Raw genomic sequence first — 22,485 nt, forward strand, 5'->3', positions numbered from 1 at the left:
TTTTTAACGAAGTACATACTATGAGCAATTCTAAAATTTATTTAAACGGATTAGGATTAGGTTCCTTATCAGCGGCAGTTTACTTAGTGCAGAAAGTTGGTTTCGCCCCAGAAAACATTCACATTTTTGAAAAAAACACTGAAACTGATTTAGTCGGTGGGTCAATGGATGCATCTTTTAAAATGATTGATGGCAAGCCTGTTTACATAATGCGCGGCAGTCGTATGTACGAAGATAAAGTATATTGCTGCACTAAAGAATTTTGGTCATTAATACCTTATGACGAACTTGGATCTTGCCTAGACGACTATGAAGCTAATGCTAAAGAATGCAATATGGACACTGTGGTTAGGCTATTACATGCAAATGGAGAGAAAGATACTGGGCACGATCTTGGGTTAGGCGCAACTGAAGCTCTTCAAATGGCTCGATTAATAGAAATACCAGAATCTAAGATCCCAGCAGATGCTAAAATCACTGATTATTTTAGTGACGATTTTTTCAAGAGTAATTATTGGTATATGTGGCGTGCTCTTTTTGCTTTTCAGCCATGGCACTCTGCGATAGAGATGAAGCGTTACATGAAACTATTTTATCACCGTATGTCTGATATGGAAAAAATGACCTCTTTAGAACGTACACGTTACACAAACTATCACTCGTTCATTCTACCGGCTATTAAACTCTTAACAAAAAAAGGCGTTCAAATACATTATAATACTTGTATTACGGATGTTGATTTTAAAGAAAGTGATGATAAACGCTGGGTAGAACGCTTACATTTAAAAAATGCAGATGATAAAATCTTAGATTCAATAGAAGTTAGACCACAAGACAAGGCATTCTTGACAATCGGCTCAATTGTTTCTAATCATTCTTATGGCTCCCACGATGAGCCTGTATCTACAACACCTGCAGAAAAACCAGGCGAAGCTTACCAATTATGGCAAAACATAGTATCAAAACAAGCAGATTTAGGTAGACCAGAGCGTTATTTACGTGATGTTTCACTTTCTAGAATGATGCACTTTACCGTAACGTTTAGAGGAAATCTTTTTGAAAGAAAATTCCAATGGTTAGTTGAACGACCAATGGGAGTACAAAGTCCATTACCTTTAACACAATCTCCATGGATAATGCATTTACACACCTATCGCCAGCCTTTTTACCCGGGTCAAGCGGCAGATACTTGTGTAATTTGGGTTTCAGCATTAGGTGAAGATAATATTGGTCAATTTGTAAAAAAACCTATGTATGAATGTACTGGAAAAGAGATTTTAGAAGAGCTTTTAGGACATTTATGGGGTGATCTAGACGAAGATGAAAAAACAGAACTTCTTGAAACATCTTACTGTATACCTTGTAGATTACCTTACGGAATTTCTCAATTTTTACCTAGAGCCGAAGGTGACAGACCTCCTGTTGTACCTAAAGGTTCGCAAAACTTTGCGCTGTTAGGACAATTTGTTGAAATACCAGATGGGATAGTTTTCACAACCGAATATAGTGTTCGTGGGGCTATATTAGCCATTAACAAATTAATAGACCCATCAATAAAGCCACCTGAAATGTACTTTGGTCAACACCATCTATGGGATAACTTAAAAAATGCAAAAGCAATTTTAAATTAATCCCCACGAACACTCGTTTGTAACGAGTGTCATCAGAGAGTTATAAAAAATTAAACAACAAAAGCTATCTATTTAATGAAGTAATTAGGATGACACCCATCCTAATTACTATCACAATAAATGCGCTTATTAATATTCATGAATTGATTGTTGGATGGCATGGCTTCGCCATTTATCCGACCTATTCAAACTAGTTAGCCTTTTTCACAAACTTAGCAGTCACCATCATTTCGCCAATACCTTCTACTTTGCAATCTAGTTCGTGATCTTTTTTATCAAGTACTCTTCTAACGACCGCTTTGGTGCCAATTTTAATTACTTGCGAGCTGCCTTTAATTTTTAAATCTTTGGCTACTGTCACTTTGTCGCCATCACTTAACACAGTGCCGTTGGCATCTTTTACTAAAATTTCGGCTTCATCGTTTGTATTATTTGGGTTCCACTCATGAGCGCACTCGGGGCAAATAAGCAGTTGTTGGTCTTCGTAAACATATTCACATTGGCATTTTGGGCAAGCAGGTAGCAACATTTTTAAACTCTTATAAAGTACTGTTTTGCGTATTTTAATCGGCATTAGGTGGAAAATATAGTTAATCAATATTTTTCATCTTCACGCTAAAAATATCTCGTTTGTGCGTTTTATAAAAAGGGCATATAAAGCACATGTCGCTTAAGCAATTTAAGCGCTAACTCGTACAGTAGGTACCTGTTAAAGCACCCATCGTATTAAGTGATTTGCAACAATGCTCCACTTAGTACGATGGGTGTTTCTATTTATAATGCTTAGTAATGTTACTTAAGCATGCTTTTTATATTTTGACTTAACTAGGAAAAGTCGTGTTTAAAACCTTAATTGTGGTTGATAACAACGAGCAAACGCTTGCTCAATCGTTCGAAAATGTAATTACGTTTAATACCTACTTACGTGATTACCCAAAACAAAATGAACCCAAAACACGCATTATTAATCTGTGCGACTCAAGCCAATACTTGAGCAAAGGTTACTACTGCTCGTTACTTGCTGAGGCGCGCAAGCACCAAGTTTTGCCAAGTGTAAAAACAATAAACGCATTACGTAGTGGTCAAGCCCCTATGTTAAATGTAGGCCAAATAGATGGCACACTTTACTTTGGTAATGCACTAAACGATTTACAATCAAAAGCGGCAAAGTCGGTATTTAAACAATACCCAACGCCTATTTTATTTGTTGATGAGCAAGGCTTATTACAACAAGGTTCGATGTCGTCTTTAAACGAGCAGCAGTACAGCGACTTTGTAGCAAAGCTAGATAACTTTACTAAAACACAGTGGCGTATTAGTTCGGTACAACGTCGTTTTAGATGGGACATGGCAATACTTGTTGATCATAACGAAAAAGTACCGCCGAGCGATAAAGACGCCATTGCACGCTTTATTAAAGCCGCCGCTAAACACGGCATTAATGCACAAGCGCTAAGCTTTGACGAAATTGATAACATTGCTCAGTTTGATGCGTTATTTATTCGCCAAACTACAGCGATTGACCATCCAACATATCGCCTTGCAAGCAAAGCGCAAAGCCTTGGTTTAGTGGTTATTGACGATGCTGAGTCTATTTTGCGTTGTTGTAATAAAGTGTATTTACACGATGCATTTAATTATCAAAAAGTGCCAAGTTTAAAAACAGTTGTAGTGGCTGATCAATCAAATGAAACGCTTACTCACTTAGAAGAAGCCTTTACGTATCCGCTTGTTTTAAAAATGCCAGAAGGGTCTTTCTCAAAAGGTGTTTATAAAGTGTCAAACCGCGATGAGCTTGAAGCTAAGCTTACAGAGTTGTTTGAATTTAGCGCATTAGTGCTTGCGCAAGAATACATGTATACCGAATACGATTGGCGAGTGGGTGTGTTAAATGGCCGTGCAATTTATGCATGTCGTTATTTAATGGCGCGTAACCATTGGCAAATTTATAACCACGACGCTAAACGGTTTTTCTCTGGTGGCTTTGAAACATTGCCAACCTTTGAGTTACCAAAAGCAGTATTAGATGCAGCATTAAAAGCATGTAAAACGGTAGGTAGGGGTTTATATGGTGTTGATGTTAAAGAGCATCAAGGCAAAGCATACGTGCTTGAAGTAAACGACAACCCAAGTATTGATCACAAGGTAGAAGACGGCTATTTAGGCGACGAGCTATATATGATCATTATGGATGAATTTAAACAACGCTTAGAAGCGCGAGGCCGTGGGTAATAACATGAGCAACCTTGTTATTCGAAAGGCGCTTAGCAGTGATTTAAATGCACTGATTGACGTTGAAAACGCTTGCTTTAATAACGATAAATTGAGCCCGCGCAGTTTAAAGCGTTGGCTAAGTGCTAAGCACGGTATTTTACTTGTTGCAGAAAATGGCGAGCAACTATGCGGTTACGGGCTAGTGTGGTGCCATAAAGGCACACGTTTAGCGCGTTTATATTCGCTTGCTGTGTTACCCACAATGCAAGGTAAGGGCATTGCAAAAGTACTGCTTACTAGCCTTGAAAAAGAAACGTGTGAGCGGGCTCGTATTTACCTGCGCTTAGAGGTAGCTGTAAATAACGAAGGCGCGATAGGGCTTTATAAAAGCTTAGGCTACAGAGTGTTTGGTCAATACAGCGATTATTACGACGACCACAGTGACGCACTACGAATGCAAAAAAACATTCGACAAACAAGTGAGTTAAAAGTGGCGCGTTTAACGCCGTGGTATCAGCAAACTACCGAGTTTACGTGCGGACCTGCTGCGCTATTAATGGCTATGGGTGCACTTGAGCCGACTACTGAGCTTAACCAGTCACATGAGTTAGCACTCTGGCGTGAAGGTACCACTATTTTTATGACCTCGGGTCATGGTGGTTGCCATCCGTTTGGTTTGGCACTTGCCGCTAACAAGCGGGGTTTTAAAAGCGAGGTAATGGTTAATACCACAGAGCCTTTGTTTTTAGATGGCGTACGTAACGAGAACAAAAAAGTGGTACTTGCCACAGTGCATCAACAATTTGTAGATGGTATAGCGCAAGCAAACATACCGCTTACGCATAAAGATGTAGAGCTTGAGCATATTGAGCAGTGGTTAAGTAAAGGCTTTAGTGTGCTGTTATTAATTAGTACATACAGCTTTGATGGTAAAAAGTCGCCACATTGGGTGTGTGTTACACACCTTGATGAGCACTGCGTGTATGTTCACGACCCGTTTTGCGAGCCCGGTAACGACAAACAACTCGCAATAGATTGCCAATATGTACCTATTGCACGAAGTGATTTTAGTAAAATGTCAGCGTTTGGTAGCCAACGTTTAAGAACGGCGGTGGCTATAGCTAATAAAATATAAGGTTAACAGTGACTTTTTTAGATTTAATTGATGTAGCCCCGTATTCGTGGGCAGCTATTGGTACTGCGGCTTTTTGCGGTGCCATTATTGGAATAGAGCGCCAATTGCGTGGTAAACCTGTCGGCATTCGTACATCAGCCCTAATAACGCTGGGCACGTATTTGTTTTTATCCACTGCGTTTAATTTACAAGGGGATGTAATTGATCATTCTCGTGTGGTTGGGCAAATAATTACAGGCATTGGCTTTTTAGGGGCAGGCGTTATGCTTGCAAAAGATGGTGCGGTGGTTGGTGTAACCTCAGCCGCGACTATTTGGGTGCTTGCATCAATAGGCGTTATGATAGCGACCGAAAACCTTGGCGCTGCAATAAAACTTTCGGTGCTGGTGGTCGGTATTTTATACGGTGTAGACGTACTCGAAGCTAAATTTAAAAGCTTAAGTAAAGGCGTACACACTAAAGTAAAAAACTATCAAAAGCGCTACTATCGAAAGGATTTTAACGAATCAGAACGCCACTAAAAGTGGCGTTTTTTAGTGCTATTTAAATAATTACATTTTGAACAAGTGCTATTAAATGACGACTAACCAAATAACTTTCGTCTAACTACTTTTCTATAACCACTGGGCGTTTGGCTTAATACCTTTTTAAACACACGCGTTAAATGCCCTTGGTCGTTATATCCCACTTCTAAGGCTACTTCTTGAATTGATAGATTTGATGACGCTAATAACTCCTTCGCACCTTCTACGCGTAATTGTTGCCAATACTCAATAGGGCTTTGATTAGTAGCGGCTCTAAAACGGCGGGTAAAAGTACGGTAGCTCAAGCTAAATTGGGCAGCGACTTCTTGCAGGTTTAACTCGGCGGCTAAATTGGTTTTTAGCCAAAACTGAATTTGCGCAATTAGCTCGTCGGGGTGGCGGTCAACTGCGCCTTCTAAGTAGCGTTGATCTTCGTAGGGTTTACGTATTTCGTGCGAAAAGTTTCGCTCTACATGTTGAGCGGCGGCTTTTCCATAGTACTGACTAATAATATGTACGATCACATCTGCAAGGGCATTAAGGCTTGCTACGGTATACATGCGTTCTGACTGAGTTATAAAAAAGTCGGGTTTTAAACGCACTAACGGGTAGTCGTGGCTAAATTGATTGGCGTAGTGCCAATGGGTTGTAGCAGGGTGCCCATCAAGTAAGCCAGCCTCAGCTAGTAAGCAGTTGCCAGTGCCTACACCAATTATATGGCTGCCTGCGCTAAAGCTCTCGCTTAGCCAGTCAACTACGTCTTGATTTGTACGCACCACTGGGCGCGGATTGCGCCAAATACCAGGCACTATAATTAAATCACTATAGGGCGCATTAGTTGTTATGCAATCAGGAATTATCGCAAGGCCTGCGCGAGTAGCTATAGATTCTGCATTTTTAGCCACTAAATTTATAGCAAGCGGTCTAAAGCCATGTTTATCAATATGGCCTTTAGCAAAGGCCTCGCCGGCTCTTAACATCTCAATTGGCAGTGTTAAACTAGTCACTAATAAATGCGGATATACCGCTATAGCAATGTTTAGTGGTGGATTAGTGTGTTTATCAGTCATATAAATGCTCCGACCAGTACATTTTGGCCTTTTGTGCTGGATATTTGGCTATTAAAGCACAATGTATAGTGCATAATCCATTTAAACTGCCTGTTCTTCTTATAACACGTTTTTTAAAGGTAAATTATGACTGCATTACCCGTTATAGTGGGCATGGGTGGCATTAACGCCGCTGGCCGTACTTCTTTTCATCAAGGTTATCGCCGTATCGTGTTAGACAGTTTAAACGCTCAAGATCGCAGTGAAACATTTTTAGGCCTCGCCACACTGATGAATCTAGTAAGCGTTGTAAACGGCCAATTACAAGATACACAAGGTAATAATGTTGAGCAAAGCGACATAGAAGCACGTTTTGGTGAGCAAATTATTGCTGGTACACTTATTCGTAAAATTGAAAAAGAACACTTTGATGCTGATGCCACGCCGTGGCAGCAAAAAATGACACTAAGCGCATCAAGCGAAAACGCTATTATGTTTGAAACACGTGCTCGCGATTTACCAACGCCGGTTCCGACGAGTTGGCAGGTTGAAGAACTTGAAGGCAAAAAAGTTAAAGTTACTATTGCTGCCGAAATAGATGTAAAACACAACTCAACGCGTGATAACCCAATTAAATCTGCAGGGCAATTTCCAACTGGTTTTGATCCGTCTGTTATGTATAACAGCCGCTATCAGCCACGTGGCCTACAAGCGACAATTTTTGCAGCTACCGATGCGATCAAATCAACAGGGCTTGATTGGCAACACATTATGAATAGCGTAGAGCCAGATAAAATTGGTACCTATTCAGCATCGGTAATTGGCCAAATGGACGACAAAGGCCTAGGCGGTTTAGTAAAAGCGCGCCAACAGGGCGATCGTGTTAGCACTAAGCAGTTAGCACTGGGTTTAAATACAATGTCTACCGATTTTATTAACGCGTATGTTACTGGCAATGTGGGGACTACATTTTCGACCTCAGGAGCCTGTGCTACGTTTTTATATAACTTACGTGCAGCGGTTAACGATATACAGGCAGGGCGTACGCGTGTTGCAGTTGTAGCAAGTGTTGAGTGTGCTATTACACCAGAAGTGATTGAAGGCTTTGGTAACATGAGCGCACTTGCCAATGTTGAAGGTTTGCGCCGTTTAGATAACTTATCAAGTGATGAAGAACCAGATTATCGCAAAAGTAGCCGCCCATTTGGCGACAACTGCGGCTTTACATTAGGTGAAGGCGCACAAGTTGCTATTTTAATGGACGATGCCTTAGCCCTTGAACTAGGCGCTGACATTATGGGCTGCGTACCGGATGTATTTGTAAATGCAGATGGCATAAAAAAATCAATCACGTCACCTGGTCCTGGTAACTATATTACCATGGCTAAATCGGCTGCTTTAGCAACGAGCCTTTTAGGCAAAGAAGCTTTGCAAGAACGTAGCTTTATTTTAGCGCATGGCTCAAGTACACCACTAAATCGCGTAACAGAGTCGCTGATATATCACAAAGTGGCACAAACGTTCGCTATTGATAATTGGAAAGTGACAGCGCCAAAAGCCTATGTTGGTCATACTATAGCTCCTGCAAGTGGCGACCAATTAGCGATAGCTTTAGGTGTATTTAGCCATAATATTATGCCGGGTATTACCACAATTGATAAAGTGGCTGATGATGTTTACACCGATCATCTTGATATTCGTAATAACCATTACGAATGCGCCGATATGGATATTGCTTTTATAAATTCAAAAGGCTTTGGCGGTAACAATGCAACAGCTACCGTACTTTCACCAAAAGTAACAATGCAAATGCTCGCTAAGCGCCATGGCGATGAAGTTATGAGTAGTTACGCGCAGAAAAACGTGGCAATTAAAGCCGCGCAACAAACGTATCAAGCTCAAGCCGATTTAGGCCAGTACGAACTTATTTACCGCTTTGGCGACGGACTTATTGACGACAACGATATTGTAATAGACGAGCAAAGTATTCAGTTACCTGGCTTTGAAAAAGCAATTACGTTTAGCACAACAAATTCCTATCAAGATATGTTTTAAGCACACATACTTGTTAGCAAGGCGCTTTTTAAGCGCCTTTTTTAATGTCTGAAATTACGTAATGCATTCCTACAAAAATACTCAACACCCCTTATTTAATAGGCTGTAGCATCATTATGAGTTCTTAAACATTGGAGTCGGTACAGAGCGAGCACAGACTTCACCGTAAGAAAAGACCCTCACTGGAGCCACAAACAGACCTATTTCTCCGCTCTAAACCGTTCTAAAATTCACTGTCTCAAGCACTGTTAAACAAGCTTTATTACTCGCCACATGTCCGATTCAGTTTTTTCGCAATAGTAGGGTAAGTATTAATTATTAAAACGTCGAAAATACACTACGAGACTATTTATTATATTCATACATCAGGCGTTAAATGCTCACTCCGAACTTATCAAAAACAAAAACCACGGAACGCTGACAGTTGAAAAAGTTACTTCAATTTATAATGGTGACACCTTTCGCGCTAATATCGCGGGTTTGCACTCTCTGATAGGGGAGAGTATTAGTATTCGCGTAGCGGGTGTCGGCACACCTGAAATGCGCGGTAAGCGTAAACAAGAGAAAGATCTTGCTCGCCAAGCAAAGCAAGTAACAGTTGAAGCGCTACGCTCAGCTAAGGTTATTGAGCTTAGGAACACGAAGCGTGGTAAGTATTTTAGGATAGTGGCTGACGTATACGTGGACGACAAAAACCTGACTGACATTCTAATCAGCTCAGGCTTGGGCGTTGTCTACGAGAGTGGTACAAAAGCGAAAGATTGGTGTGGTTAGTCTACTAGTTCTTAGCAACTATGAACTAAACGCAGCCAGTCGGAAAGTTTAACGTACGAAGATAAAATTTATCATTTTTGATTTGAGTCAGTCTATCCGCATTTTAAAAAGTAACCCAAGATACCTATGATGTCGAAGAGCATTTCACAACCTTTATTAATTAGCGTTAATATTTCATTAATGCTAATTATGCTTAATATGGAATAAATCAGCAATAAACATATAAAAAGAATTAATGTACTAAAGACAAAGTTAATATTTCTAAGTGCTTTATTAGCGAGGTTAACAACCTTACCAGAGGCTTTTTTTACCATTCCATGAATTTCTGTATTTATCTTTTCATTTTCTGTGTTTTGAGTTTTTTCTATCAGTGTTAAGACATCAATAGCGCTATCTTTGATGTCTTTTATGACAAGTTTTCTAGTATTTAAACTCAATAAAACAATTACCGTCGAGAGTAATAGTGCAAAGAAGATCACTATCACACTTTCAGGTGACCATGATTTAACTAAAGCTATTGCAACCATGATTGAAGGTATGATCAAAGATTTAGATAAATGATCTTGTAATTGATCATTTATTTTTTTTAAGTAATCAAGCTTTTCAGTTTCGATTTCTCTTTTAATTTTATCTAAAGAAAACCTGCGTACATAGAATTCGTATTGATTAGAAAAGTACTCCCATAAAATTTGTGGTTTCTTAAATAATTCAGTAATGAAGTTGTTAGAGTTTTTGTGTGATTTAATCAGATCTATGATACTGCTTCTTAAAACTAGTCTTTTTTCAGCACTGTGGATATCACCATTTTTCATTTCCTTGATTAAAGAGCTAAAATCTTGCTCCATTTCTGGATTAGTTGGTGATGGAATCGATTCAATTAAACCATCAACGTCAAGGATTGTAGTCAATTCTAAATAATGTTTTTTTATTGTTTTTAATTTCTCGTCTTCTACTATGAAAATATACTTTGGTATTCTGGTGTCTTTATCGTATTCACAATGGTCACTTATATTTTTAAGAAGTAGCATCCAGCTTCTCAAATTATTGACTGAATTTCTTATTAATCTAGACTTTTCTTTTCTATCTTCTACTATATAAATTTCACTAGGAAGCTCTTTATCTTCTCCAGACAAGAAACTAAATATACGGGATAAGTACTCGGTCCTTTTTAAATATAAACCGTCTATCTTATGCTTTTTGATTGAGATTTTGTGAGTTGCATTATCTATTTGGACTTCAAATTTTTTATTTGATTCAAGATGTTCTATAGCAAGTTCTAAATCGGCAAATGCATCGAATTCAAAAAACACGTACCCTTCGTTTTCTCTATGAGATTTACTTTGTTCATATAAATCTCTTAAACAAGTAAAATCATCCATTATTAATTAAAGATTTTAATTTTTTAATAAGAGTATCGTCAGTGATATTCTGAGTAATAGTTAATATGTTTAAAGTCGAATTAAAGGTAATATCTTTATTCGACCCTGATGGACCAATTTCATTTTTTGAAATCGATGCTTTGAAAGAATCTGTTTTTATTTCTACCCACAATAGCTCGTTTTGCTCTTTACTTTGTACGAAGAAATCATTGATTTTGTATTCGTTTTCATCTACGAAACTAACAAAAGTATTATCCAAAAGTGGGTACTTTTCACTAATGACACCATTAATGACCCTTTGGATATCTTCTACAGAGACTTTACGATCTTTATTATTATTTTCGTAAAAGCGACCAAGCTTTTCTTCAGCAGCTTTTTTCATACCTCTTTCAATTGGTAATTTTTGGTCAAAATACTTTTGTAACGCATCTGTTGCTGTTTCGGATGATTTTTTATCGCTAAGTAGATTTAATGTTCCTAAAGATTCTGTAAAATACTGCCTGATATCGCCGGTACCGCGAATAAATGAAACTTCGTTTATATCTTCATCTAAATTATTGTTAATATGTCTATCTTTAAATTCTTTTACTTCAACTCTAGCTCCTTGAACAAACTTGTCTAAATCGATAACTTCTTGTGCAGTTAGTGTCAATGTTTCTTTATCATCAAATTTTAGAGCTTTAGTATTAGTAATCATTAATATTAAAACTCTTTCATGAATAACCTCATTAACTTCTTCGTTGTAGTGAACAAAAGCAATAATTGAGCCTTCTTTATTTTTCTTTTTTTTCGCTTTGTCTATAAGTATTTTACTTGTGTACTCTTTTACAAACTCGGAAAATAATATTGCGCCATCATCTTTCAAGAAAGAAGATAGTTGCTTGGAAAAAGTAGCTGCGCCTTTAGATACATCTATTTGGCCATAGGATTTATTCCTATTTTTCCTAAATTTAGTTGAAACTTCTGTGGTAAATTGCACTACTTCTTCTGAGTTTGTATCCCAAACATCACCTAAGTGATATCCCCATTTATTTTGATCTTCTACTTTATAAATTTGCGCAGCGATCGCATTTAAGACTTCAACCATAAAAAATTCCATATCATTTTAACTAAATTTTGGCAAGTGAGATTGTTGTTTTGACCCACTATTCTTACTGCAAAATACCGCACAGTTAAGTTACCTTCCCTATAGGTGTCAATATCACACAAGGTCCCTATAATTTCAATTACATTATGAATAAAGAACAATAGTGTCAAACTTGAATTTCTTATAAATAAACTAGACATCCACCCTAATTTTTTGCAGTTAGGCTAACTAAGTACTAGGCTTTTGTCAGTGTAAAAAATAAGCAGAGTGTCTTATGGCAATCGCAAGAAAGCGTCAAGTAAGTTTGGTTGATACGAAATATTATCACTGTATTTCACGTTGCGTGCGTCGTGCTTTTTTGTGTGGGGAAGACCGTTTTACTGGTCAATCTTACGAGCATAGACGAGGGTGGGTTGAAGATAAGCTGCTTGAATTAGCTAAGGTATTTTGTATTGATGTGTGTGCTTACGCCGTAATGAGTAATCACACCCATTTAGTCCTGTATGTAGATGATAAAAAAGCGAATAGGCTAAATGATAAAGCGATTGTTATTCGCTGGCATAAACTCTGTAAAGGCACATTGCTAACGCAAAAATATGTACAAGGTGAAAAGCTAAGTAAAGTTGAACTCATCTTTTTCAATCAAACGGTTAAACAATATCGCGAACGTTTAGCAAGTATCAGCTGGTTTATGCGTTTGTTAAATGAAGACATTGCGCGCAGAGCAAATAAAGAAGATAACTGCACGGGTAGGTTTTGGGAGGGGCGCTTCAGGTCACAAGCACTTCTTGATGAAGCAGCACTTGCAGCCTGTATGGCCTATGTCGATTTAAATCCCATTAGAGCTAAAATGGCTAACACACCAGAAGAGTCAGACCATACCAGCGTACAAAAGCGCTTAACATGTGCGGCAGAAGGTAAACAGCCTAAACAGTTACTGCGTTTTGCAGGTATGCCACGTCAGATTATGCCTAAAGGGTTACCGTTTGAGCTTAAATCGTACCTTGAACTTGTTGAGCTAACAGGGCGAATAATACGAGAGGATAAACGCGGGTATATTGATAATATGAACCTTCCTTTGCTTGAAAGGTTAAATATATCCCCAGAAAACTGGTTAAAACTGACTACGCAATTTACACGCGTATTTCATGGTGCAGTGGGCAGGCCTACTTCACAAGTAAGTTACTGTGAAAATTTAAACAGAAAACGGCGAGCGAACATCAGTAACTGCGAAAAGCTACTTGCATAAACTTAAACTACTCAGTAAAACTATTCAGTAATAAATCACAACTGCACCATGCAGTCATTTTCATGCGTGCAATTTAGATTAAGAGTGCTAGTGACTTATTTAATGGATGAAATGAAAATAACCCGACGATAAAAGATATATTATTAACCTAAAAATTAAATTATATGGCACAGTTTTATTTGTTCAATTAGAGTGGCTGTCTAGTTTAATTCCTCTAGTTTAATTCCTCTAGTTTAATTCCAAGATTATGTACGCGCATACGATGCAATAGCAGCGCTAGGTAATATTGAATCTATAACATTTACTGAGCAAAATAAAGAACAATTATTAGCACAAGTTAATGATATTTATAAAAACTCGGGAGATATTAAACAACAATTTAGTTTAGCGTCAGAACAAGCTGTAATGCCTATGATATCGAAGTCTGAAGTTAAATTAGAATCAGAATTACCACTGAGTAAAGTGCAACTTAGATGCGAAAACAAAGTCGTTGACTATGACACTAATACAATTGATAAAATTGTTATTTCGAAAAATGATTTGCGTTGTGGATTATTAATAAAAAGCGCTCAAGCACAAACAATTACACTTAAGCAAAGCGGTGAAAGCTTTTTGGGATTCGTGAGGGTCAAATCTTGACTTCACACATTAAGAATCTTTAATGTAATGTGTGCTCATGGCACTGAGCCTAACTCACAGCGATAAGCGGACGGTCAATAATTTTGATATATGATGTCAAGATTTGACCCCTTTGGCTCACAATCTATGGCGGTGACACCTTTCGTGCTAATATCGTGGTTTTGCATTCTCTGATAGGGGAGAGGATTGGCATTAGAGTAGCGGGTGTCGACACGCCTAAAATGCGTGGTAAGTGTCAGCAAGAAAAAGCTCTCGCTCGCTCGCCAAGCTAAGCAAATCACAGTTTAGGCGCTACGTTCAGCTAAGGTTATTGATCTTAGGAATACAAAACGTGGTAAGTGTTTTAGAATAGTGGTACTAAAGAAAAGGATTGGTGTCTTTGAGGATTGGTTAGTGTGGGGCTATTAACAAAAGGCTAAGGTTACCAACGACCGTAAGTGGCACTTTTCCGAATTTCGGCTATGAGCGAGAAGCAGACGGTCGGTTAAACTCGTTTTTGGACAAAAGTTTGTTAGAGTTATTCACTACCCGCAGGTAATACTCATAAGATTTTGTAGGGGGCCATAAGGAAATTGAGCTGATAATCTTACTCACATTAATGATAAAATTAGTTCTGTATACTGGTATAACTTGTTTTGTAACAAAATCAGTTATACCAGTACATATCAATCCCTAACAAGAGAGTGACAAATCATTCGAAGTACATACCACCAAGCGTAAACCGAATGATGGCTTTGACCATCATTATCATCCAATAATCCGTGGGCCACTTGGTTTCTAAAATTACAACCCAGACTCTCGGTAAAGATCGTCTTAAGTTCAAATGCTACTTTTTCACCGAATATTGTTTCGAAATTATTTTTCAGTACTAAAGAGCTCAATGAAATTTCATCCTCAATACTACCCTTACTATCATTTATTGTTGTGCTATGTTCACCCGAATCCTTTAGTTTCATTCGAACAATATGTTCTATCTGTGGACACAATAAATGTATAGCAGCAGAAAAATCATGCTCAAAACCAAACCAAAGTGCCAAGCCTAAGGTTTTTTCTCGGCCATCAGGTACTAATGGAGAGTGTAAGCATATCAACTCAAAAAACTCTCTAGAGAAAGAATGCTCTTCACGTAGTTGGTCTAAAGCAGGCAATAATTCAGTTTTTACATCGAAATTCATGTAGGAGAGATAGTTTTCAATACATTGTTCATGTATTGCACGTTTAACATCTTTAACATCTTTAACATCTTTAGCATCATCTTTATTATGAGCTGGTGATTTACCAAGAACTCGCCCATCTCGTGAAATATTGATCGTACTTACCATCGATTTATAATTTACATTTCTTAAGTTTTTTTCAGCCTCAGCGGACATAGTTTCTAAATCAGAACTAACAGTCAAACCACAGTAATAGAGAAGAGCCGTTTTTGCATCTGTTTTACCTGATACATGTTTTTTTGCGTTAACTACCATATCAGATACATCTGGCATGGGGAGTTCTATTGTGACCATTTCATCAATCATCTGTTTACCTGAATGCTCAATTTTATGCTTTAGCCTACTTATTATTTCTTCTATTTTGTTTTGATCAGTACGATATTTAATTTCAATATCTCGGTATGCTTTTAATGCATCACAATAAAATAATTTTGCAACTACAGCCGAGTCCGTTAATCTTTTATCCCCTTCAAGCTCATAACTGTTAGCATAAAAAACCCTTGAGTTCACCCATGGTGCTTTATCTTTAAATAGTGTAGAAATTTCAATTGCAAGTTTCATATATTCTCTGGTTACATGATACTCGCCTTGCTCGTTAGACTCTCTGGCTAGTTCAGTTAAGCGTGAAAAAATATTGTCAAAATTATCAGCCTTACTACTTGTTTTAAATAGTAATGAGCAGAGTTTTCGAACTATGAAATTATATTTTCCATGATCTAGATGAATAGTTTCTAAGATTCTATCTTTTAACTTAGTCAATCTATTGAAGTCTTTGATTTCTTTGCAGAGTACTAAAGCTCTTTCCCATTCGTTGACTTTATACAAAAAACTTGAGTCAAGCTTGATTTTTTTTCTGGTGTAACAATCAATTGCAAGTTTAGCCCAATCTTTAATGGGATATTTAGTCCTACAAAAAAGAATCTCAGCCAGTCGAGCTTTTAGGTAATTATCGTCAGTTAAAGGAATGATGGCTTCATAAAATTCTAGCTCTTCTTCAGTAAAATCTTTCAAAATATTCGTTTCTGAAGGTAAGACTAATGTGAACGGGTTATAGATATTATCGGGGTGCCTAAGCTTCAAACTGACAACCCTCTCAAGCATAGACAAGGTGGTTTTTTTTGAATAACTAACTTCTTTTCCTATGACGGTGCAAAGATGAAGTTCATAGGAGTGACCATTTTCAGGAATAATGGAGATCTTTTCATCCCACTTTAATGCCTTAAAAGCGTCAACATATTCGCCAGTCATAGTTTTCCACCTAGAGTTTTATGCGATAAAATCAATGACTAATATTAGCATAACACTTAGTTACGTCACGGATTAATGCTCATCATTCTGCGAAGACTTCTTCTTTATCAAATGCTAGCTATACAAAGAGACAATGGGGTCAGGTCTTGTTTTTTGCTACTATTCTACTAAACTTTGAATAATGCAATTTAAAATACTCGCCAACATCTTTAAGAGTATAACCTCCTGATAAGTACGCCTCTCCGATTGCATCGTCCCGATTAGCATGCAATTGAGCATATTCTGCTAACGGTGTTTGTCAACCTAGTTGTCGCGATCACTACGTTATGCAATCTCCGCTTTGACGATTTCACGTTCAGGTGAACTTCTTCTGGTAAATCCCAGTTTCGGATGTCACCACTCCAGCGTTCAGGCGTTTGCTCCTTATAAGAACCAAAGGGGTCGCGTCTTGTTTTTTCCTACCTTCTTTTTGAATGCCTGCAAATGCTGTGGTTTCAACTGGTGAATGTAACGCTAGCCTTGTTTATTAGGAATATCGTTATTTAATATCAAGCTTAATTACCGAGCTGATTTATTCGCTAATCTGAACGTTAACTATATTAAATTTACTTGAATTTTTTTACATACCTAAGCGTTATAAAGTTAATAATGGCAAGTAAAATTGCTATTTCGTAGCGGCTGTACGCTACGGCTATACCAATTAAACCCATATTCCAAATACTTGCTGCGGTTGCAGTGCCTGACGTAGTACGGTTATTTTTTAAAATTGCGCCACCGCCTATAAAACCAATACCAGTAATTATGCCCTGTAACATTTTAGATTGAGCTTCTGCGCCATCTAAAACCGACATAGCAATAAGTGCATACCCACACGATGCTACCGCAACAAGCGGAAAGGTACGAAGGCCTGCGCCATCATGGCTACGTTCTCTGTCGTAAGCCATAGGTAGTGCAAGTAGGTAAGCAATACCTAAATGTATTAAATTATCGACGATTTCATTCCACTGTAAATCAATTTCCATTACTGTTCTCTGTTGATAAACTTTGTAAACAGATAGCAATCATTAGGCCAGTTATAAATTAATTTAAATTCAGTATCTTAAGGTTTTTTAAATACAAAAAAGTTAACTAATAGAGAAACATTTACACAGCTATTTAACGCTTTTACACAACAATTTGGCTGATCAGGTTTGATCTGCGTACTAAAGGGTCGTATTCTTTTCGGCAAACTTAAATACTGTTATGTGAACCTTTTGCCTCTAAATAACACGCCAACCAGACTCGAGAAAACAGCCTTAGTACTTTGCTTAAGTTTGTCCGTTATTGCTTTTTTATTTCCACAATTATTAACTACACGCCTACAACCTATTATTAGTGAGTTATTAGGTTATTTAGGGTCGCCATTTTTTATATTAGTTAACCTGTTACTTTTTGCCGTTTTAGCTATTGCGATAAGCCCCTTAGGGCAGCGTAAAATTGGAGGCGCACAAGCAAAGGTTGAGTTTGGCCTGTTTGGGTGGCTATCTATGTTATTTGCAGCAGGTATGGGTTCTGGATTAATATTTTGGGGAGTTGCAGAGCCTGCTTTACATACGGTTAGCTCGCCATTAAAACAAAGCTTATATCCAAATACTCAAACAAGTGGTTTAGCGCTTACCTTAGTTAATTGGGGCGCACATGCGTGGGCACTTTATGCAGTATTTGGTTTGGTGCTAGGTGGGCTTACTAGCAATAGCGGTAAAGCGGGTGACATAAGTGCACCAGTAATGAGTGCTGTAAAAGGTTTAATAAATAGAGGCTGGCAACTAAAGCTAAGGTTTAGCATTAAGTTAATAGCCATATTGGCGATATTTTTTGGTGTTGTAGGCACTATTGCAAATTCAACTTTGCTACTGCGCAAAGGCCTTGAGCTAAAGTTAGGCGTAGAATCAGTTTTACTTTCTGGCTTTATCATTATTAGCTTAATCGTTATTTTGTATACGGTATCGGCAACATTAGGGCTTAAAAAAGGCGTTCAAACGCTCAGTAAATTTAATGTACTTTTAGCTTTTATGCTTATTGTATGGCTATTAATTTTTGTGCCTATACAGCCAATTATAGATATAGCTTTGGGAGGCACATGGGATTACATTCAACTTATAACCACAGGCACATGGCAGTTTGAAAGCGTACTAAAAAAGCCTGAGTGGGCAAATGGCTGGACATACAATTACTATTTTTGGTGGTTAGCGTGGGGCCCGTTTGTTGGTGTGTTTTTAGCTAAAATAAGCCAAGGGCGCCCAGTTTGGCAATATATTGTTGGTGTTGTATTTGTACCAACCTTAGTGACCATTATTTGGTTTAGTGTGTTTTCGGGCTCTGCGATTGCGTGGGATCAAACGCATAATGCAGGTATTTTAGCGGCTATTAAAGCCGATTATACACAAGGGCTATTTGTATTTTTTGAGCAGCTAGGGTGGCAAGGTGGCTTATTAATTTGGTCAAGCTTATTACTGTTACTTATTTTTGTAGCAACTTCAGCGGATTCTGCCGTTTTAGTAATTCGTGAACTGAGTGGTGCAAATGAAGCTCAAACATGGAGCTTATATGCTTGGTCGTTTGCGTTAGGTTTATGCGCGTTTGTTTTGTTAGTGCAAAATAACGAACCGTTAAACAGAAGTGTTGCGATTATTGGCGCTTTGCCATTTTTAGTTATTTTTATTTTTCAGCTGGTGGGTTTTACAAAAGAGTTTATAAATGAGTTTAAGTAATCATGCCTACATATTTTTACAATGCTATTTTTAAAGTTGTATATAATTTAGGTAATGTTTTTGAACAGGATGAATCATGAGAACGCTAACTTTATTTTTATGTGTTATTTACCTAAGTGGCTGCACAGTTGCCGGCGCTATTATTGACGGCCAAGCACAGTCAAATGCACGTGATAATAAATATAATAATAGTCCTGCTCGTTCAGAGCCTTATAAAAATCCACTCGAACCTGTGCCTACAGATAAAAACGGATTTAACTTTACTGATATGGGATTAAAGATAGATTCGGCTCTTGTTAGCCTAGTGAAGGGGGAAAGCACTACAACGCAAGTATGTAGGCAGGTCACTAAAAGTCTAAAAGAGTGTGTAGAAGTAGAAAAGTCATCTCTACACACTAATGAGTCTAAGCAGTTAAAAACTGATGATGAAATAATAAGTGTTGGTCAATAAAACTACTTATAAAAAAGTAACTATGATCGTAACCTTCTTGCATCTCCAGTGTTAGCGGGTAGCTCTTTTCGTTAGCAACAGCCACTAAGTTTTGTGGTTTAAGTTGCTCCTCTAAAAAACCATCAGCATCGCCTTGAGTAGTCAGCATCGGTAAGTAATCAGTTTGTTTGGCTTTTTTCATCAGCTCGCACGTGTCGTACTGTGCCCAAAGCGATTTATCACTGCCCAAATACCCTGTAAATGCTTTTTCGCCCCACGGACAGTTTATTGGGTTAACGATAGGGCTAAACGCAGATGCACTAACGTATGCTTTAGGGTTTTTAAGCGCGACCATTAATGCACCGTGCCCGCCCATGGAGTGACCACTAATTGCCTTTGTGCTTGTGACGGGAAAGTGTTGTTCAATAAGAGCCGGTAACTCACTAACAACATAATCGTACATATTAAAATGGGTGTTGTAAGGAGCTTGCGTTGCATTCACGTAAAAGCCAGCACCTTGTGCAAAATCGTAAGCGTCTTCATTGGGTACATCTTCGCCGCGCGGGCTGGTATCAGGCGCTACAATTGCAATACCCAGCTCTGCTGCTTTTTTAAACGCGCCTGCTTTTTGCATAAAGTTTTCGTCAGTACAGGTTAAACCTGATAACCAATAAAGCACAGGTACTTTGTTTGCCTCACTTGCACCAGGCGGTAAAAATACGGCAAAGCGCATAGTGCAATGTGTACTTGTTGCAGCGTGAGTATATTGTTTATGCCAACCGCCAGACACTTTTACACTTGAGATATTTTCTAACATACTTAATCCTTAAAGCCGCAAACTTAAAAGCCGTCTACTTAAAAGTATTACGGCTTATTATTAAACGTGCTTAGCTGTTATTAGTAATGAATGACTGTACGAATACTTTTGCCTTCGTGCATTAAATCAAATGCTTCGTTAATATCTTCAAGGCCCATTGTATGGGTAATAAAGTCGTTAAGAGCAAATTCGCCAGCCATATAACGTTCTACTATTTCAGGTAGTTGCGAGCGACCTTTAACGCCACCAAATGCGCTACCACGCCATACACGCCCAGTTACCAGTTGGAACGGACGGGTTGATATCTCCTGGCCAGCACCGGCTACGCCAATAATTACCGATTCGCCCCAACCTTTATGACAACACTCAAGCGCAGAGCGCATTACATCAACATTACCAATACATTCAAACGAGTAGTCAACACCACCGTCGGTCATTTCAACAATAACTTCTTGAATTGGCCTATCAAAATCTTTTGGATTAATTAAATCAGTTGCACCAAGTTTTGTTGCTAAATCGAATTTAGTGGTGTTTATATCAACACCAATAATACGACCCGCACTTGCCATTTTTGCGCCAATAATGGCTGATAAACCAATACCGCCTAAGCCGAATATAGCAACCGTGTCACCAGGTTTTACTTTTGCTGTGTTTGTTACTGCACCCATGCCTGTTGTAACACCACAACCTAGTAAACAAATCTCTTCTAAAGAGGCTTCTTTATTTACTTTAGCGAGTGAAATTTCTGGCAATACTGTGTATTCAGAAAACGTAGAAGTACCCATGTAGTGATAAATTGGTTGGCCGTCTTTAAAAAAGCGTGTTGTGCCGTCTGGCATAAGGCCTTTACCTTGTGTTTCGCGCACAGCAGAACATAGGTTAGTTTTACCTGAAGTACACATTTTACACACGCCACATTCAGCCGTGTATAGAGGAATAACATGATCCCCAACTTCAACACTGGTTACGCCTTCGCCAATTGCGTATACAACGCCTGCGCCTTCATGGCCTAAAATAGCAGGGAATATGCCCTCAGGATCTTGACCCGATAATGTAAATGCATCGGTATGACATACACCAGTAGCGGTAATTTTTACCATTACTTCGCCTTTTTTAGGCATCATCACATCAACTTCTTCAACGCTAAGTGGTTGATTAGGACCCCAAGCAATAGCTGCTTTTGATTTAATAAATTCTGACATGTGTTTATCCTTTGTAGTGGTTAGATAATAATTGTAGACCCAATTTACTTGGGCAATGTAGCTATTGTATTTGTTTCTCAAACAATGATAATCTCTGATTTATTAAAACACTTTTACAGTATGGTAATAATGGCGCGTTGGGATGGGATAGATGAGTTTATAGCGGTAGGTGAAGAGGGCAGTTTTACCGCAGCGGCTAAAACGCTTGGGCTGTCGGTTGCGCATATTAGCCGACATGTAACAGCGCTTGAGCAACGTTTAAATACCCAGCTTTTAACCCGTACTACTCGTAAAGTGGTTTTAACTAAAGAAGGCGAAGTGTATTTACATCAAATAAAGCACTTACAGTATGCAATGGATGAAGCAACGCAAGGTCTTGCCACGCACCAAACTACACCAAAGGGTAAAATTAAACTCACGGCTCCGGTTATGTACGGGGAAACGTTCATAATGCCTTTAGTGAATAACTTTATGTATGACCATCCTGAGGTAGAAGTTGTTGCCACATTAAGTAACGAGCAAGAAAACTTGCTAGAAGGCGGCTTTGATTTAGCAATAAGGTTAGGGCATCTAAAAGATTCAAGCTTAAAAGCTCGCAGGTTAAGTGCAAGGCGCTTTATTATGTGTGCTGCGCCTGAATATTTAAGGCGTTTTGGCGAGCCTCATACTTTAGGTGAATTAAATAATCATCAATGCTTAGTTGGTAATAGTAGTTATTGGCGCGTAAACGAAAACAATCGTGATAAGCACATTAAAATTGCGGGCCGCTTGCAGTGTAATAGCGGTTGGGCACTGGTAGATGGTGCAAAAAAAGGGTTGGGTATTGTACAGTTACCCGACTACTACATTGGCAACGAAATTTCTTCTGGCGAATTAGTTCCTATTCTAACGGCTTATCAACCACAGCAAGAGGGCGTATGGGGCGTGTATCCACCAAGGCAGTTTGTGGCCACTAATGTACGCGTATTACTCGATTATTTAGTCGCAGGACTTAAAGCTTAACCGCGAGTTAATGGTTAAATACATATTGCTTTAAATATAGCCAAGTATCAGATTTTTAAATTATTTCTTACATTTTACGTCATACC

18 protein-coding genes are annotated in these 22,485 nt (G+C 38.4%); 10 read left to right on the forward strand and 8 right to left on the reverse strand.

Annotated features, from left to right (window positions below):
* The first annotated feature begins 20 nt into the window (after positions 1-20).
* On the forward strand, positions 21-1,631 hold the full coding sequence (locus I6F66_RS01740) for an oleate hydratase (RefSeq protein ID WP_197208555.1): 1,611 nt from the start codon (positions 21-23) through the stop codon (positions 1,629-1,631).
* A 190-nt stretch (positions 1,632-1,821) separates the two neighbouring features.
* Here the strand turns inward: I6F66_RS01740 and I6F66_RS01745 are convergent, their stop codons facing one another.
* The gene (locus I6F66_RS01745) at positions 1,822-2,160 is read right to left on the reverse strand and encodes a zinc ribbon domain-containing protein YjdM (protein ID WP_197208557.1); all 339 of its coding nucleotides are present in this window, start codon (positions 2,158-2,160) and stop codon (positions 1,822-1,824) included.
* Positions 2,161-2,468: 308 nt separating this feature from the next.
* On the opposite strand from I6F66_RS01745, the gene I6F66_RS01750 reads away from it, so the two are divergent.
* From I6F66_RS01750 to I6F66_RS01760, 3 genes are read left to right on the forward strand one after another with little or no spacing between them, the layout of a single operon-like run.
* Positions 2,469-3,863, forward strand: a complete 1,395-nt coding sequence (locus I6F66_RS01750; protein ID WP_197208559.1) for a RimK family protein — start codon at positions 2,469-2,471, stop codon at positions 3,861-3,863.
* Between the two features lie 4 nt (positions 3,864-3,867).
* On the forward strand, positions 3,868-4,980 hold the full coding sequence (locus I6F66_RS01755; RefSeq protein ID WP_197208561.1) for a GNAT family N-acetyltransferase/peptidase C39 family protein: 1,113 nt from the start codon (positions 3,868-3,870) through the stop codon (positions 4,978-4,980).
* 8 nt (positions 4,981-4,988) lie between these two features.
* Positions 4,989-5,501, forward strand: a complete 513-nt coding sequence (locus I6F66_RS01760; RefSeq protein ID WP_165740703.1) for an MgtC/SapB family protein — start codon at positions 4,989-4,991, stop codon at positions 5,499-5,501.
* A 62-nt stretch (positions 5,502-5,563) separates the two neighbouring features.
* Here the strand turns inward: I6F66_RS01760 and I6F66_RS01765 are convergent, their stop codons facing one another.
* On the reverse strand, positions 5,564-6,574 hold the full coding sequence (locus tag I6F66_RS01765; protein ID WP_197208563.1) for a GlxA family transcriptional regulator: 1,011 nt from the start codon (positions 6,572-6,574) through the stop codon (positions 5,564-5,566).
* 126 nt (positions 6,575-6,700) lie between these two features.
* Here I6F66_RS01765 and I6F66_RS01770 point away from each other — a divergent pair, with 126 nt between their 5' ends.
* Together I6F66_RS01770 and I6F66_RS01775 are read left to right on the forward strand one after the other, a co-directional pair.
* Positions 6,701-8,608, forward strand: a complete 1,908-nt coding sequence (locus tag I6F66_RS01770; protein WP_197208564.1) for a beta-ketoacyl synthase — start codon at positions 6,701-6,703, stop codon at positions 8,606-8,608.
* A gap of 480 nt (positions 8,609-9,088) precedes the next feature.
* Positions 9,089-9,382 carry a thermonuclease family protein gene (locus I6F66_RS01775; RefSeq protein WP_231611813.1) on the forward strand — a complete coding sequence of 98 codons (294 nt, stop codon included), beginning with the start codon at positions 9,089-9,091 and terminating at the stop codon, positions 9,380-9,382.
* Between the two features lie 92 nt (positions 9,383-9,474).
* Here I6F66_RS01775 and I6F66_RS01780 read toward each other — a convergent pair whose 3' ends face one another.
* Entirely contained in the window at positions 9,475-10,761 is a 1,287-nt protein-coding gene (locus I6F66_RS01780) for a hypothetical protein (RefSeq protein WP_197208566.1), read from the reverse strand.
* Entirely contained in the window at positions 10,754-11,848 is a 1,095-nt protein-coding gene (locus I6F66_RS01785) for a hypothetical protein (protein ID WP_197208567.1), read from the reverse strand. Before I6F66_RS01785 ends, I6F66_RS01780 begins: the two co-directional genes overlap by 8 nt.
* Positions 11,849-12,122: 274 nt before the next feature.
* Here I6F66_RS01785 and I6F66_RS01790 point away from each other — a divergent pair, with 274 nt between their 5' ends.
* Positions 12,123-13,097: a transposase gene (locus I6F66_RS01790; protein ID WP_197208569.1), complete on the forward strand. Its 975-nt coding sequence runs from the start codon at positions 12,123-12,125 to the stop codon at positions 13,095-13,097.
* A gap of 1,304 nt (positions 13,098-14,401) precedes the next feature.
* On the opposite strand, the gene I6F66_RS01795 is transcribed toward I6F66_RS01790, so the two are convergent.
* Together I6F66_RS01795 and I6F66_RS01800 are read right to left on the reverse strand one after the other, a co-directional pair.
* Positions 14,402-16,198, reverse strand: a complete 1,797-nt coding sequence (locus I6F66_RS01795; protein WP_197208571.1) for a DUF4209 domain-containing protein — start codon at positions 16,196-16,198, stop codon at positions 14,402-14,404.
* Between the two features lie 605 nt (positions 16,199-16,803).
* Positions 16,804-17,220 carry an MgtC/SapB family protein gene (locus I6F66_RS01800; protein WP_197192346.1) on the reverse strand — a complete coding sequence of 139 codons (417 nt, stop codon included), beginning with the start codon at positions 17,218-17,220 and terminating at the stop codon, positions 16,804-16,806.
* Between the two features lie 222 nt (positions 17,221-17,442).
* On the opposite strand from I6F66_RS01800, the gene I6F66_RS01805 reads away from it, so the two are divergent.
* Both I6F66_RS01805 and I6F66_RS01810 read left to right on the forward strand, forming a co-directional pair.
* Positions 17,443-18,948: a BCCT family transporter gene (locus I6F66_RS01805; protein ID WP_368668186.1), complete on the forward strand. Its 1,506-nt coding sequence runs from the start codon at positions 17,443-17,445 to the stop codon at positions 18,946-18,948.
* 76 nt (positions 18,949-19,024) lie between these two features.
* A complete protein-coding gene (locus I6F66_RS01810; RefSeq protein ID WP_197139555.1) occupies positions 19,025-19,399 on the forward strand; it encodes a hypothetical protein in 375 nt (124 codons plus the stop codon).
* Here I6F66_RS01810 and fghA read toward each other — a convergent pair.
* Positions 19,353-20,195 carry an S-formylglutathione hydrolase gene (gene fghA / locus I6F66_RS01815; protein WP_197178774.1) on the reverse strand — a complete coding sequence of 281 codons (843 nt, stop codon included), beginning with the start codon at positions 20,193-20,195 and terminating at the stop codon, positions 19,353-19,355. The genes I6F66_RS01810 and fghA overlap by 47 nt on opposite strands.
* An 80-nt stretch (positions 20,196-20,275) precedes the next feature.
* Positions 20,276-21,397: an S-(hydroxymethyl)glutathione dehydrogenase/class III alcohol dehydrogenase gene (locus tag I6F66_RS01820; protein ID WP_197208574.1), complete on the reverse strand. Its 1,122-nt coding sequence runs from the start codon at positions 21,395-21,397 to the stop codon at positions 20,276-20,278.
* Positions 21,398-21,526: 129 nt separating this feature from the next.
* On the opposite strand from I6F66_RS01820, the gene I6F66_RS01825 reads away from it, so the two are divergent.
* Positions 21,527-22,399 carry a LysR family transcriptional regulator gene (locus I6F66_RS01825; RefSeq protein ID WP_197208576.1) on the forward strand — a complete coding sequence of 291 codons (873 nt, stop codon included), beginning with the start codon at positions 21,527-21,529 and terminating at the stop codon, positions 22,397-22,399.
* Positions 22,400-22,485 lie beyond the last annotated feature (86 nt).

The sequence above is a fragment of the Pseudoalteromonas sp. NZS100_1 genome (genome assembly GCF_015864285.1).
Taxonomy (GTDB): Bacteria; Pseudomonadota; Gammaproteobacteria; order Enterobacterales; family Alteromonadaceae; genus Pseudoalteromonas; species Pseudoalteromonas arctica.